This window comes from Rhodanobacter thiooxydans (genome assembly GCF_021545845.1).
Lineage (GTDB): Bacteria > Pseudomonadota > Gammaproteobacteria > Xanthomonadales > Rhodanobacteraceae > Rhodanobacter.
Genome location: NZ_CP088923.1, coordinates 1,032,445 through 1,044,723, shown reverse-complemented (window position 1 = coordinate 1,044,723; position 12,279 = coordinate 1,032,445). Strand labels below are relative to the sequence as shown.

Here is a 12,279-nt window from a genome sequence, read left to right as displayed (position 1 = left end):
GAGGAAGTCCCGCATTATCGCCGCCGGCCCCGGGCAATCCAAGCGGTGCGCGGCCGTTGGCCGCGGCGCGTCAGTCTTCCGCGCCGCCGTCCAGCGTGGCCGCGATCCGCGCCACCACCTGTTCGGCCAGTTCCTCCGGCCGCCGCCCCGCGCCCGCCAGGTGGATGTCCGGCGCCTCGGGGCGCTCGTACGGCGCGTCGATGCCGGTGAAGTTGCGGATCGCGCCGGCACGGGCCTTGCGGTACAGCCCCTTGGGATCGCGCCGCTCGCATTCCTCCAGCGGCGTGTCGACGAACACCTCCATGAATTCCGAGGCCGCGAACAGCTCGCGCGCCGACTGCCGCTCGCTGCGGTACGGCGAGATCACGCTGACCAGCACGATCAGCCCGGCGTCCACCATCAGGTGCGCCACCTCGGCGATGCGGCGGATGTTCTCCACGCGATCCTCCGGAGTGAAGCCCAGGTCGCGGTTGATGCCGTGGCGCACGTTGTCGCCGTCGAGCAGGTAGGTGTGGCAGCCCAGCGCATGCAGGCGGCGCTCGACCAGGTTGGCGACGGTGGACTTGCCGGCGCCGGACAGGCCGGTGAACCACAGGCACAGCGGCTGCTGCCCCTTGCTGGCGGCACGCACGGACTTGTCGATGTCGACATGCTGCCAGTGCACGTTGGCCGAGCGGCCGAGCGCGAAGTCGAGCATGCCGCAGGCCACCGTGGCGTTGCTCTGGCGGTCGATCAGGATGAAGCCGCCAAGCGTGCGGTTGTCCGCGTAGGCCTCGAACGCGACCTCCTCGTCCAGGCCGAGCGTGCAGTAGCCGACCTCGTTGAGTTCCAGGTTGCGCGCGGCCAGCCGGGCCTGGCTGTTGACGTCCACCTTGTGCTTGATCGCCATCACCCGCGCGTTGACCGTGCGCGTGCCGAGCTTCAGCCAGTAGGCGCGATTGGGCAGCAGCGCACTGTCGCCCAGCCACAGCAAGTGGCAGGTGAACTGGTCGGCCACCGGCGCGGGGCGCAGCGCGTCGGCGATCACGTCGCCGCGGCTGGCGTCCAGCTCGCGGTCCAGGCACAACGTCACCGCCTGGCCGTCGCCCGCGCTCTCCAGTTCGCCGTCGGCGGTGACGATGCGCTCGATGCGTGCCCGCTGCAGGCCGGGCTGCACCACCACCTCGTCGCCCTTCGCCACGCGGCCGCCGCAGATCGTGCCGGCGTAGCCGCGAAACGACTGGTCGGGCCGGTTCACCCACTGCACCGGCATGCGGAAATCCGCTGCCCGGGCCGGTGCCGCATCGGCCGATTCCAGCAGCTCCAGCAGGCTGGGGCCCTGGTACCAGGGCATGCGCGCGGAACGCGTGCCCACGTTGTCGCCGCCCGGCGCGATCACCGGCAGGCATTCCACGCGGGCGATGCCCAGCCCCTGCGCCAGCGCCCGGTAGGCTTCGCTGATCTCGCGGTAGACGGCCTCGTCGCCATCGACCAGGTCCATCTTGTTCACCGCCAGCACCACCTGGCGGATGCCCAGCAGCGCACATATATATGTATGTCGACGGGTCTGCGGCAGCAGGCCCTTGCGCGCGTCCACCAGCACCACCGCCAGCTCGGCGTTGGAGGCGCCGGTGGCCATGTTGCGGGTGTACTGCTCGTGGCCGGGGCAGTCGGCCACGATGAAGCTGCGCCGCGCGGTGTGGAAGTAGCGGTAGGCGACGTCGATCGTGATGCCCTGCTCGCGCTCCGCGTCCAGCCCGTCGGTGAGCAGGGCGAAGTCCAGCGTGTCGCCTGCATCGGCATGCAGCCGGCGGCTGTCGCGCGCCAGCGCGGCGAGCTGGTCGTCCGGCACCGTGCCGGCGTCGTACAGCAGACGCCCGAGCAGGGTGCTCTTGCCGTCGTCCACGCTGCCGCAGGTGATGAAGCGCAGCAGGCTCTTCTCGGCGCCTGCAGGCGTGATGGCGGAAGCAGTCGGCGCGGCCATCAGAAGTAGCCCTCCAGCTTCTTGCGCTCCATCGAGGCGTCGGGGTCCTGGTCGATCACCCGGCCCTGCCGCTCGGAGCTGCGAGAGTCGGCCATCTCGGCGATGATCTTGTCCAGCGTGTCGGCGGACGATTCCACCGCGCCGGTGAGCGGGTAGCAGCCGAGCGTGCGGAAGCGCACTTCGCGCATTTGCACCGCTTCGCCCGCGCGCAGCGTGAGGCGCTCGTCGTCGGCCATGATCAGGGCGCCGTCGCGCGCCACCACCGGGCGCGGTCTGGCGAAGTACAGCGGCACCACCGGGATGCCCTCGCGGCGGATGTAGAGCCACACGTCCATCTCGGTCCAGTTGGACAGCGGGAACACCCGCACGCTCTCGCCCTTGCGGATCTGCGTGTTGTACGTATGCCAGAATTCCGGGCGCTGGCGCTTCGGGTCCCAGCGGTGCTGCCCGTTGCGGAAGGAGAACACACGTTCCTTCGCGCGCGACTTCTCTTCGTCGCGGCGGGCGCCGCCGATCGCCGCGTCGAAGCCGTACCGGTCCAGCGCCTGCTTCAGTGCCTGGGTCTTCATCACGTCGGTGTGCACGGTGGCGCCGTGGGTGAGCGGCGAGATGCCCTGGCGCACGCCTTCTTCGTTGATGTGCACCAGCACCTGCACGTCGCCGGCCGCGGCCACCTGGTCGCGGAACGCGATCATCTCGCGGAATTTCCAGGTGGTGTCCACGTGCAGCAGCGGCAGCGGCGGCTTCGCCGGGTAGAAGGCCTTGCGCAGCAGGTGCAGCAGCACCGAGGAATCCTTGCCGATCGAATACAGCATAACCGGGTGGCGGAAGCTGGCCGCCACCTCGCGGAAGATGTGGATGCTTTCCGCCTCCAGTTCGTCCAGATGCGAATGCGTCGGCGCGTTGTCTGTGCTCATGCGTGGAACCCAAGCTGGTCTTGCGCGGACGCGCCATCGCGCGCCGGTCATCGAAGCATGTTACGCGATCGCCGGCGGGGTTCCGAAATAACCTCGGCGCGCCGTGGGGCACGTACAGGGCATATGCTTTTCAACGAAATCACGGGCGAGCCCGCCTCTCGAGAGCATCAAACAACCGGTTTCTTGTTCGTCATCCCGGCATAAGCCGGAGGAGCCTTTCAACGGCGAACGCCGGTCATCCAGCGTCTCCAAAACCCATGAGCATCCAGTGCACTGGATGACTCGCTGCACTCGCCCCTTCGGGGCCGTCCTTCGGACGTTCTGCGTGCTTCGCACTGGTCCAGCTTGCGCTGGAATGACGGACGTTGGAGGTTTCCTCTACGGACGTCCCGTTGCGCGGCCGGGCGGTGCGAGCGGGAGTTGCCGGGATGCCCTCAGGCGATCGCCGGATACACCGGCTCGGCATCCAGCGTGGCCGCGCACACCGCGGCCAGTTCCAGCAGACGCAGGTCCGAGCCGCGCGCGCCGACCAGTTGCAGGCCCACCGGCATGCCGTTCGGCAGCGTGCCCATCGGCAGGCTCACCGCCGGGCAACCGGCCAGGCTGGCGAAACTGGTGAGGTCGGCCTGTGAATCCGGCACCGGGCCGTCCAGCGGGAATGCACCCTGCGGCGTGGTGGGCAGCACCAGCACGTCGACCTGGGCGAACAGCCGGCGCATCTTCAGCGTGGCTGAGTCGAGCACGCGGTCGGCCCGTGCATAGTCGGCGGCGCTTTTGCCGGCGGCGTAACCGAGCAGGCGGTGAAAACGCCCGGAGACCGGGCGTTCGGTGCTGGCCAGGTCCGCGGCGAAGGTGCCGAGCATCTCCGCCTCCATCAGCAGCAGGCCGGCGCGGCGGGTGCGGGCGAAATCCCAGTCGGCGAAGTCGACCGTGCGCAAGTCGCCCAGCGCGTGCGGCAGCTTCGCCAGCGCCGCCTCGAACACCTCGATCACGTCCGGCTGCACGCCCAGCGCGGCGAGATCCGGCAGCAGGCCGGTGCGCAGGTTGCCCGGCTCCCAGTCCGGCAGCGCGAACGCGACCCGGCGCCGGCGCGAACGCGCATCGTCGGCGTCGTAGCCGGCGAGCACCTGCAGCAGCACGGTGAGGTCCTCCACGCTGCGCGCGAGCAGGCCGACCGCGTCGAGCCGGCGCGCGGCCGGCAGCATGCCGCGGGTGGAGATCTCGCCGTGGGTGGGCTTCAGCGCGTACACGCCGCAGTAGCTGGCCGGGATGCGGATCGAGCCGAGGCTGTCCGAACCGACCGCGGCCACCGCCAGCCCCGCGGCCACCGCGGCCGCGGCGCCGCCGGAAGAGCCGCCGGCGGTGTAGCCGTGGCGATACGGGTTGTGGGTGGCGCCGAAGTGCGGGTTGTCGGTGACCGCGCCCAGCGCGCCCTCGTCCATGTTGGTCTTGCCCAGCAGCATCGCGCCGGAGGCGCGCAGCCGCGCCACCACGTGGGAATCCTCCTGCACCGGCCGGCCGCGGCCGGGCAGGCCGCCCCGCGTGGGCCAGCCGGCGATGTCGAAGTTGTCCTTCAGCGCGATCGGGATGCCGTCCAGCCGGCCGATCACGCCGTCGCGGCGGCGCCGGTCGGCCAGTTCCGCCTGGTCCTGCAGCAGGCCGGAGCGCTGGTCGACATAGGCATGCAGGCCGGGATCGATCCGCTCGATCGCCTGCTGGTAGACATCCGCCAGCGCCTGCGGCTGTACCCGGCCCACCGCCAGCCAGTGCAGCAACTGGCACAGCGATGCACGGCGCAGGTCGAGGTCGGCGATCGGCGGCATCGAATTCATGGACACTCCTCGGGTTGCCCGATTATCGCCGCCTCCGGTGAATCGATTGCAAGCGGTAGCGCAGCACGCGTTGCCGGCCGCCGCCCGAAAACGGACAATGGCGGCCTGGGTCCATACCCGCACGCACGGCAACACCGGCACCTTCAACCGCATCAGGAATTCCGCCATGAGCGAACGCGAAACCATGGAATACGACGTCGTCGTGGTCGGTGCCGGGCCGGCCGGCCTGTCGTTCGCGATCCGCCTGAAGCAGATCAGGCCGGAAGCGAGCGTGTGCGTGATCGAGAAGGCCTCGACGGTCGGCGCGCAGATCCTCTCCGGCGCGGTGATCGAGCCGCAGCCGCTGGACGCGCTGCTGCCAGGCTGGCGCGACAACCCACCGCCGATCTGCGTACCCGCTGGCGAGGACGAATTCTGGCTGCTGTCGAAAACCGGCGGGCGCAGGATGATGGTGCCGCCGGGCATGAAGAACCACGGCAACTTCATCGTCTCGCTGGGCGCGATGTGCGCGTGGCTGGCGCCGCAGGCCGAGGCGCTGGGCGTGGACGTGTTCCCCGGCTTCGCCGCCGCCGACAACATCTACAACGAGGACGGTTCGGTCGCCGGCGTGCGCATCGGCGACATGGGCGTGGCGAAGGACGGTTCGCACAAGGCCGGCTACACCCAGGGCATCGACATCAAGGCCAGGGTCACCGTGCTGGCCGAAGGCGCGCGCGGCAGCCTCACCAAGCAGCTGATCAAGCGCTTCCAGCTGGACAGGGACAGCGACCCGCAGGGCTACTCGATCGGTATCAAGGAGCTGTGGCAGCTGCCGCCCGGCCGCGTCACCCCGGGCAAGATCGTGCACAGCTTCGGCTGGCCCGCCGACACGCATACCTACGGCGGCAGCTTCATGTACCACCTGGACCAGGACCGCATCGCGCTCGGCTACGTCAGCGGGCTCGACTACAGCGACCCTGCGTACCAGCCGTGGGAAGCCTTCCAGCAGTGGAAGAACCACCCGATGAACCTGCCGCTGCTGGAAGGCGGCACCATCCTTTCCGCCGGCGCACGCGCGATCGTCACCGGCGGCTGGCAGTCGCTGCCCAAGTGCGAGATGCCCGGCGCGCTGCTGATCGGCGACACCGCCGGCCTGCTCAACGTGCCGAAGGTGAAAGGCACGCACCAGGCGATCAGGAGCGGCATGCTCGCTGCCGAGCACCTGGCCGCGAACGGCCTGGACCCCGCCGGCTTCGACGCGAAGCTGCGCGGCTCGGACGCGATGGCCGAGCTGAAGAAGGTGCGCAACATCAAGCCCGCGTTCAAGAAGGGCTTGTGGTTCGGCATGCTCAACGCCGCCTGGGAAACCGTCACCGGCGGCCTGTCGCCGTGGACGCTGAAGAACAAGGCCGACTGGTCCAGCCTGCACAAACTCGGCCAGCAGGAGGAACCCAGGCGCGACTACGTGCAGCGCCCGCTGCCCCCGCGCGATCGCCTCGCCGGCGTGTACTTCGCCGCCACCGAGCACGACGAGGACCAGCCCGTCCACCTGCACGTGGCCGACACCGACATCTGCGCCACAAAGTGCGTCGAGGAATACGACAACCCCTGCACCCGCTTCTGCCCGGCCGCGGTCTACGAAATGGTGGAAGACACCAGCGCCCCGCACGGCAAGCGGCTGCAGGTCAACGCGGCCAACTGCGTGCACTGCAAGACCTGCGACATCAAGGACCCGTACGAAATCATCACCTGGGTCACGCCGGAAGGCGGCTCGGGGCCGAATTACCAGAATCTTTGAAATGGCGTGGAGACACGGCGGCCGGCATCTGGACAACGGCATCACCGCCCAGTCACGCGTCGATCGCTTGTTGCGTGATGCGCAACATGCTAATGTCGACAAATGATCAAGTCGTTTCGGCACAAGGGCTTGCGCAAGCTCTTCGAAACCGGAAGCACGGCCGGCATCCAGACAACCCATGCCAAGAGGCTGCGAATGCAATTGGCCGCCCTGGATACCGCGCAGTCCATTGACGACATGGATTTGCCAGGCTTCGCCCTGCACCCGCTCAAAGGCGGGATGCAGGGCCGCTGGGCTGTCTCGGTCAATGGAAACTGGCGGCTGACGTTCGAGTTCCAGGACGGGAACGCCTACGTCCTGAACTACGAGGACTATCACTGATGGCCATGCACAACCCTCCCCATCCCGGCGAGTTCATCACGAACATCTACCTTGAGCCCAACGGCATCAGTGGTCGCGAGCTGGCGGCCAAGCTCGACGTGGCCGCCTCCACCCTCAGTCGCATCCTGAACGGCACGAGCCGTGTCACTCCGGAGATGGCACTGCGTCTTTCCAAGGCGATCGGCCGCACCCCCGAGAGCTGGTTGCTGCTGCAGGACAACCATGATCTCTGGGTTGCGCGCCAGCACGTGGATCTGAAGCGCGTGGCCAAGCTTCGATTGGCAACAGCGTGACTTCGGCATCGAGGGCAGTCCGCTGATCGGCCACCTGCACTGGCGACTCAGGCGCCTCGGCTACCTGTGGCAGCGCACGCGCGGCAGCATCGCGCTGCGCGGCTGGCGCGGCACGCTGGCGCGCATGCGGCAGGAGTTCCAGTCACGCCCCGAACTCGATGAGGCCCTGGCGCTGCTGCCGCTGGACGAACCCTTCGCGCCGTTCGCGCTGCCGGTCAGCGAGCAGCCGCAGGTGTCGGTGATCATCCCGGTCCACGGCAAGCTCGCCTACACCCTCGCCTGCCTGCGCTCGCTGGCGCGGCACGGCGCGCAGGCGCCGTTCGAGGTGATCGTGGTGGACGACGCCTCGCCGGACGCCAGCGCCGCCGCGCTAGCACAGGTGGGCGGCCTGCGCCTGCTGCACAACGCCGCCAATCTCGGCTTCATCGGCAGCTGCAACGCCGGCGCTGCAGCCGCCAGCGGCGAGTTCCTGCTGTTCCTCAACAACGACACCCAGGTCACGCCCGGCTGGCTGAACGCACTGCTCAACTGCTTCGCCGAACACGCCGACTGCGGCATCGCCGGCAGCCGGCTGGTCTATCCGGACGGGCGCCTGCAGGAAGCCGGTGGCCTGGTGTTCGCCGACGGAAGCTGCTGGACCACGGGCCGCTTCGAACCGCGCGACGTGCCGCTGTTCCGCTGCCGCCGCGAGGTCGACTACGTCTCCGGCGCATCGCTGCTGATCCGCCGCGAGGTGTTCGGCCGCGTCGGCGGCTTCGACGCGCGCTACGCGCCGGCCTACTACGAGGACGCCGACCTGGCATTCGCCGTGCGCCGGCTCGGCCTGCGCGTGTATTACGAACCAGCCAGCACGGTGATCCACTGCGAGGGCATCAGCGCCGGCACCGACCTGGACCGCGGCATGAAGCGCCACCAACGGCCCAACCGGGCGAAGTTCGTCGGCAAATGGACGGCCGAACTCGCCGCCCAGCCGCCTGTCGGCACGCCACTCGAGCGCGCGATCCGCTGGCGCCGGCGCGGCCGCGTGCTGGTGGTGGATGCGATGACGCCGGAGCCTGCCCGGGACTCCGGCTCGCTGCGCCTGTGCGCGATCCTGCGCCTGCTCGACGAGCAGGGCTGGAGCACCGCCTTCCTGCCCGACGACGGCCGCGCCAGCCTGGCGGAGATCGACGCGCTCGGCGCACTGGGCTGCGAGGTGTTGTGCAAGCCGTGGGTGGCGGACTTGCCACACTGGCTGCGCGAGGACGGCGGCGGACTGCACGCGGCGATCCTGTGCCGCCACACCGTGGCCGGCCAGTACGCCAACCTGGTACGCCGGTACGCGCCGCAGGCGAAGCTGCTGTTCGACACGGTGGACCTTCACTTCCTGCGCGAACGGCGCGCGGCCGAGCTCGGCGGCAGCAGCAGCATGGCCCGCCAGGCCGAAGCCGCCCGCCGCAGCGAGCTGGCGCTGATCGAGCTGGCCGACGTCAGCTTCGTGGTCAGCCCGCACGAACAATCTCTGCTGGCCCGGCTGCTGCCGCAGGCGCGGGTGGAGCTGCTGTCAAACATCCACGAGGTGCACGGCTGCCGGCAGCCGCACGCGGGGCGGCGCGACCTGGTCTTCATCGGTGGCTACGGCCACCCGCCGAACAGCGACGCGATCCGCTGGATCGCCGGCGAGATCCTGCCGCAGCTGCGCGAGGCGCTGCCCGATCTGCGCGTGCACGTACTCGGCGACATGCCGGACACGGTACGGCACGAGCTGGCCACGCCGGGCCTCGAATTCCACGGCCGCGTGGCCAAGCTGACGCCCTGGCTGGACCGCTGCCTCGCCACACTGGCGCCGCTGCGTTTCGGCGCCGGCGTGAAGGGCAAGATCAATATGTCGATGAGTCATGGCGTGCCGGTGATCGCGACCACGATCGCGGTGGAGGGCATGCGATTGACTGACGGCGCGAACGTGCTGGTGGCCAACGACGCCAGCGCCTGCGTCAACGCCGTCCAGCGGCTGCAGCATGACGAGGCACTTTGGCGGCAACTGTCCGAACATGGTCTGGACAACGTGCGCCAGCACTTCTCCGCCGCCGCCGCCGCCGCGACCCTGCATCGCGCGCTGGATTGACTGCGCGTACCAGCGAGGTCGATCAGCCGTATCGCTCCGCCATGATCAGTGTTCCGTTGGTGATCAGAACCGCGGACGCTGGCCGATCCCACGATCTTGCCCGCCTCGGTGTTGGTGTATTTGACAACACCTTGTGTGTGTTGGTATGTTCTCCAACATGAAAGCCAAATTGCTGCTCCGCGAGCGCCAAAGCCTGACGGAAACAGCGTTCATTGAGGCTGTCATTTTGCACGTGCCCAGGCCAGTGTCCGGCAGTGACCATGACTACAAGTACAGCTTGGCGCTGGTTGCTGAAGGTGTCTGCGTACTGCGATATGACAACGAAGCCGGCAAAGGCGACCACAAGCATGTTGCCGGTCACGAAGTGACCTATCGCTTCATCGACTTGTCCACGCTGCAAACCGAATTCTGGAACGACGTTGAAGCTTGGAGGGCAGAGCAATGAAAACAGTGACGCTCGGTGTTTCTTCAGTTGAGGCAACCAAGCGGCGAATGGCCGCCGCTTTCCAGGGCGAGGCGCAGGGCACGTTCATTTCATTCACGTCGATTGAACTGCTCTGGAAAGTGCTGACCGCCAAACGATGGGAAATCCTGCATGCCATGACAGGTCAAGGTGAGCTGGCGATCCGCGAGGTGGCCCGCCGTGTCGGCCGCGATGTCAAAGCTGTTCATGGCGATGTGACGGCCCTCGTCCATGCTGGCGTACTTGAACGATCGGGCGATGGGGTATCGTTTCCCTACGACGCCGTGCATGTCGATTTCACTCTGCGCAAAGCAGCGTAGCCACACACGTTTTCTGACGATCCGGCTGGCAGTGCGGTGGGTGATCACGGTGCATCGGAATTGTGATCATTTCTCACCAGCACACGCAATTGACCACCGTCGTGCCAACCGCGATGCTCCGGCATCACCACTGACAGACCGCCATGCCCCTCCGCGACTTCGCCAAGCGCTGTCTGTTCGCCGTACTGCGCACCGGTTTCCGGCTCACCCCGATGCCGGGCGCCACGCGTGACCGCCTGCGCCAGCGCTTTCTCGACCGGCACGCGTACCTGCTGCCACGCGGGCCGCGCGGCCAGGCGGCCGCGGCAGCGCAAATCGAGCACCGATCGCGCCGCCAAGCCGCCGGCCGCGCGATCGGCTTCGTGACGCGACGCGAAGGGATCCTGCCGACGCCGCTGCCCGCCACGCTGGTGGCGTTCTACCTGCCGCAGTTCCACCCGATCCCCGAAAACGATGCCTGGTGGGGCGAGGGCTTCACCGAGTGGCACAACGTCACCCGCGCGCTGCCGCAGTTCGAGGGGCACCAGCAGCCACGCCTGCCCGGCGAACTGGGCTTCTACGACCTGCGCCTGGCCGACGCCATGCGCAAGCAGATGGCGCTGGCCCGCGAGTACGGCATCGGTGCGTTCTGCAGCTACTTCTACTGGTTCGGCGGCAAGACGTTGCTGGAACAGCCACTGCAGCAATGGCTGGCCGACTCCACGCTCGATCTGCCGTTGTGCCTGTGCTGGGCCAACGAGAACTGGTCGCGGCGCTGGGACGGCCGCGCCGACGACATCCTGATCGGCCAGCGGCACAGCGCCGAGGACGACCTCGCCTTCATCGCGCATGTGGCGCCGTACCTTGCCGATCCGCGCTACCTGCGCGTCGACGGCAAGCCGCTGCTGCTGGTCTATCGCCCCGGCCTGCTGCCCGACGCTGCCGCCACCGCACGGCGCTGGCGCGATTGGTGTCGCGCCAACGACATCGGCGAGATCCATCTGGCCTACGTGCAGAGCTTCGATCGCGTCGACCCGCGCGCGATCGGCTTCGACACCGCGGTGGAATTCCCGCCCAACAACACCACGCCGGCGCCGATCACCGCGCACCAGCGGCTGCTCAACCCCGACTACCGCGGCGACGTGCACGACTGGCGCGAGCTGGCGCGGCAATCGATGTCCCAGCCTGAGCCCGCCTATCCGCGCTACCCCGGTGTCAACCCCGGCTGGGACAACGAACCGCGGCGCAGCGGCGGCGGCCGCGTGTTCGCGCATGCCTCGCCACGGGGCTATCGCGACTGGCTGCGCCATGCCGTCGGCGTGGCGCAACGGCGCTTTCCAGCGCAGCCGCTGGTCTTCGTCAACGCCTGGAACGAATGGGCCGAAGGCGCCGTGCTGGAGCCGGACAGCCGGCTCGGCCACGCCTGGCTGGAAGCGACCCGCACCGCGCTGCAGCCGGTGCCGACCGCCGATGCGCGGCCGTGCGCGGTGATCCACCTCTGGTATCCCGAGCTGCTGGACGAACTGGCGGCAGCCTTGCACGCCAGCGGCATCGACTGGCGCATCGTGATCACCACCGGCCACGAGCGCGAGCAGGCCGTGCGCGAACGGGTGGCGCAGCTCGGCCTCGCCGCCGAGATCGAAGTGTTCGAGAACCGCGGCCGCGACATCCTGCCGTTCCTGCACGTGGCCAACCGCCTGCTCGACGAAGGCGTCACCACCGTACTCAAGCTGCACGGCAAGCGCTCCACCCACCGCCAGGACGGCGAGACCTGGCGCCGCGAACTGCTCGACAAGCTGCTCGCACCCGAACGTGCCGCGCGCATCGCGGCCGCCATGCGCGAAGACGCCACGCTGGGCCTGGTGCACGCCGAAGGCCACCTGCAGCCATTGGACTACTACTGGGGCGCCAACCAGGCCAACGTCGACTACCTCACCCGCCGGCTCGGCATTCCGGCACCCGACGTGGAGCGCGACAGCTTCACCGCCGGCAGCATGTTGTGGCTGCGCCCGGCCGCGTTGCGGCCGCTGCTCGATGCCCACCTCGGCGTGGAGGAATTCGAGCCCGAGGCCGGCCAGCTCGATGGCACCCTGGCCCATGCCGTCGAGCGCGTGCTCACCCTCGCCGCCGACGCCGGCGGCTTCCACACCGCCGACGCCGCCACCCTGCTCGGCCTCGCCGAAACCCGGCCCCAGCCCTATTCCTACGCGCGGCGCAGTGGCTGAACGCCGCGACGCCACGCCGCGGCGG

10 protein-coding genes are annotated in these 12,279 nt (G+C 68.7%); 7 read left to right on the top strand and 3 right to left on the bottom strand.

Features of this window, described 5'->3' with window-relative positions:
* Nucleotides 1-70 precede the first annotated feature (70 nt).
* The 3 genes from cysC to LRK53_RS04480 form a co-directional block, all read right to left on the bottom strand.
* Complete coding sequence (gene cysC / locus LRK53_RS04490; protein WP_027492810.1) at nt 71-1,963, bottom strand: adenylyl-sulfate kinase; 1,893 nt, start codon at nt 1,961-1,963, stop codon at nt 71-73.
* Complete coding sequence (gene cysD, locus LRK53_RS04485) at nt 1,963-2,880, bottom strand: sulfate adenylyltransferase subunit CysD (RefSeq protein WP_235642528.1); 918 nt, start codon at nt 2,878-2,880, stop codon at nt 1,963-1,965. Before cysD ends, cysC begins: the two co-directional genes overlap by 1 nt.
* Nucleotides 2,881-3,314: 434 nt before the next feature.
* A complete protein-coding gene (locus LRK53_RS04480) occupies nt 3,315-4,712 on the bottom strand; it encodes an amidase (RefSeq protein ID WP_027492808.1) in 1,398 nt (465 codons plus the stop codon).
* A 166-nt stretch (nt 4,713-4,878) separates the two neighbouring features.
* On the opposite strand from LRK53_RS04480, the gene LRK53_RS04475 reads away from it, so the two are divergent.
* The 7 genes from LRK53_RS04475 (at nt 4,879) to LRK53_RS04445 (ending at nt 12,254) form a co-directional block, all read left to right on the top strand.
* A complete protein-coding gene (locus LRK53_RS04475) occupies nt 4,879-6,489 on the top strand; it encodes an electron transfer flavoprotein-ubiquinone oxidoreductase (RefSeq protein WP_037089743.1) in 1,611 nt (536 codons plus the stop codon).
* Nucleotides 6,490-6,591: 102 nt separating this feature from the next.
* Nucleotides 6,592-6,870: a type II toxin-antitoxin system RelE/ParE family toxin gene (locus tag LRK53_RS04470; RefSeq protein WP_027492806.1), complete on the top strand. Its 279-nt coding sequence runs from the start codon at nt 6,592-6,594 to the stop codon at nt 6,868-6,870.
* Nucleotides 6,870-7,163 carry a HigA family addiction module antitoxin gene (locus LRK53_RS04465; RefSeq protein ID WP_027492805.1) on the top strand — a complete coding sequence of 98 codons (294 nt, stop codon included), beginning with the start codon at nt 6,870-6,872 and terminating at the stop codon, nt 7,161-7,163. Before LRK53_RS04470 ends, LRK53_RS04465 begins: the two co-directional genes overlap by 1 nt.
* A 124-nt stretch (nt 7,164-7,287) precedes the next feature.
* A complete protein-coding gene (locus LRK53_RS04460) occupies nt 7,288-9,267 on the top strand; it encodes a glycosyltransferase (RefSeq protein ID WP_051257573.1) in 1,980 nt (659 codons plus the stop codon).
* Nucleotides 9,268-9,424: 157 nt separating this feature from the next.
* Nucleotides 9,425-9,712, top strand: a complete 288-nt coding sequence (locus LRK53_RS04455; protein WP_037089741.1) for a toxin-antitoxin system TumE family protein — start codon at nt 9,425-9,427, stop codon at nt 9,710-9,712.
* Nucleotides 9,709-10,050 (top strand): HVO_A0114 family putative DNA-binding protein, encoded by a 342-nt coding sequence (locus tag LRK53_RS04450; protein WP_068098599.1) that lies wholly within the window; start codon nt 9,709-9,711, stop codon nt 10,048-10,050. Before LRK53_RS04455 ends, LRK53_RS04450 begins: the two co-directional genes overlap by 4 nt.
* A gap of 143 nt (nt 10,051-10,193) precedes the next feature.
* Nucleotides 10,194-12,254, top strand: a complete 2,061-nt coding sequence (locus tag LRK53_RS04445) for a glycoside hydrolase family 99-like domain-containing protein (protein ID WP_235642527.1) — start codon at nt 10,194-10,196, stop codon at nt 12,252-12,254.
* The last annotated feature ends 25 nt before the right edge of the window (nt 12,255-12,279 follow it).

Excerpts from the sequence above, each read along its gene's own strand:
- LRK53_RS04470 (WP_027492806.1), top strand. The coding sequence starts at position 6,592 with ATGATCAAGTCGTTTCGGCACAAGGGCTTGCGCAAGCTCTTCGAAACC.
- LRK53_RS04450 (WP_068098599.1), top strand. The coding sequence starts at position 9,709 with ATGAAAACAGTGACGCTCGGTGTTTCTTCAGTTGAGGCAACCAAGCGG.
- LRK53_RS04475 (WP_037089743.1), top strand. The coding sequence starts at position 4,879 with ATGAGCGAACGCGAAACCATGGAATACGACGTCGTCGTGGTCGGTGCC.
- LRK53_RS04465 (WP_027492805.1), top strand. The coding sequence starts at position 6,870 with ATGGCCATGCACAACCCTCCCCATCCCGGCGAGTTCATCACGAACATC.
- LRK53_RS04455 (WP_037089741.1), top strand. The coding sequence starts at position 9,425 with ATGAAAGCCAAATTGCTGCTCCGCGAGCGCCAAAGCCTGACGGAAACA.
- cysD (WP_235642528.1), bottom strand. The coding sequence starts at position 2,880 with ATGAGCACAGACAACGCGCCGACGCATTCGCATCTGGACGAACTGGAG.
- LRK53_RS04445 (WP_235642527.1), top strand. The coding sequence starts at position 10,194 with ATGCCCCTCCGCGACTTCGCCAAGCGCTGTCTGTTCGCCGTACTGCGC.
- LRK53_RS04480 (WP_027492808.1), bottom strand. The coding sequence starts at position 4,712 with ATGAATTCGATGCCGCCGATCGCCGACCTCGACCTGCGCCGTGCATCG.
- LRK53_RS04460 (WP_051257573.1), top strand. The coding sequence starts at position 7,288 with ATGCGGCAGGAGTTCCAGTCACGCCCCGAACTCGATGAGGCCCTGGCG.
- cysC (WP_027492810.1), bottom strand. The coding sequence starts at position 1,963 with ATGGCCGCGCCGACTGCTTCCGCCATCACGCCTGCAGGCGCCGAGAAG.